At 71.3% G+C, this 1063-nt stretch carries 2 protein-coding genes; both read left to right on the top strand.

Features of this window, described 5'->3' with window-relative positions; genetic code table 11:
• Positions 1-139: 139 nt before the first annotated feature.
• On the top strand, positions 140-385 hold the full coding sequence (locus tag OZN99_RS32265; protein ID WP_270939271.1) for a hypothetical protein: 246 nt from the start codon (positions 140-142) through the stop codon (positions 383-385).
• A gap of 101 nt (positions 386-486) precedes the next feature.
• On the top strand, positions 487-882 hold the full coding sequence (locus OZN99_RS32260; protein ID WP_270939270.1) for a (R)-mandelonitrile lyase: 396 nt from the start codon (positions 487-489) through the stop codon (positions 880-882).
• Positions 883-1063: the final 181 nt, after the last annotated feature.

Below are 1063 nucleotides of genomic sequence, written 5' to 3'. Positions count from 1 at the left end.
GGCGTGCCGGCGACGAAGTACTCCAGCAGCCGTTGCTGAACCGAACGCGACAGCCGGCTCCGACGGCGCCTAACCATCTCTCCAACCTAGCCTTTCCACCCTTAGCTAGGTCAGCCCCTCGGACAAAAGGAGCTCTGCGATGCCGGTGGTGCTGAAGCTGTCGTCCCAGAGGCAGCTGACGCTGACGAAGCGCCTAGTCGAGGCCATGGGAACACCATCCCATTTCGAGGCCGTGCTGGTCAACAAGGAGCTGGTCCTGCGGCCGGCGCTGAAGATGACCCTGGCGGAGGCCGAGGCGGCCTATGGGAAGCACGGGATCACCCGGGACGTGCTGCAGGAGGCGTTGCGGATCGTGGCGGGACGGGAGGACACCCCGGGGTCATGATCGAAGGCACAACGCGCTGAGCAGCGCCTGTCGAGGCGATCCCGACCGGCGGCGATCCGTTCCAGGATGGCCGGCGCACAGCGTACCGAGGAGAGCGACCCATGGACATCCAGCGCGCCGGCGCCCAGCCCTCCACCAAGGGCCCGCCCGAATGGTTCACCGGCGCCGTCCGCATCGACCCGCTGTTCAGCCCGGCCGATCCCGCGCGGGTCGTCGGCGCCCTGGTGACCTTCGAGCCCGGCGCGCGCACGGCCTGGCACACCCATCCGCTCGGCCAGACGGTGATCGTCACCTCCGGCCTCGGCTGGGCGCAGCGTGAGGGCGGGACGGTCGAGGAGATCCGGCCGGGCGACGTGGTCTGGTTCCCGCCCGGTGAGAAGCACTGGCACGGCGCCACGCCGACCACGGCGATGACCCACATCGCCATCCAGGAGAAGCTGGACGGCAAGACGGTGGAATGGCTGGAACACGTGACGGAGGCGCAGTACCGGGCGTGACCCTGGCCGGCCCCCCGCCGGCGGCGGCGGAGCAGGGTGCCGTCCCCGGCGCGATCCAGGATCAGGTTTCCGGCGGGTCCTCGGCGTCGCGGGCGGCGTCCAGCGCGGCGCGGAGCCGGCGCAGCAGGGGCAGCGCGCCGTCGAGCTCGGCCGGCCCGATGCCGCCGGCGATCGGGGCGAT

This window comes from Falsiroseomonas oryzae (assembly GCF_027856955.1).
In the GTDB taxonomy this organism is placed as follows: Bacteria; Pseudomonadota; Alphaproteobacteria; order Acetobacterales; family Acetobacteraceae; genus Falsiroseomonas; species Falsiroseomonas oryzae.
This window is presented reverse-complemented; position numbering and strand designations above follow the sequence as displayed.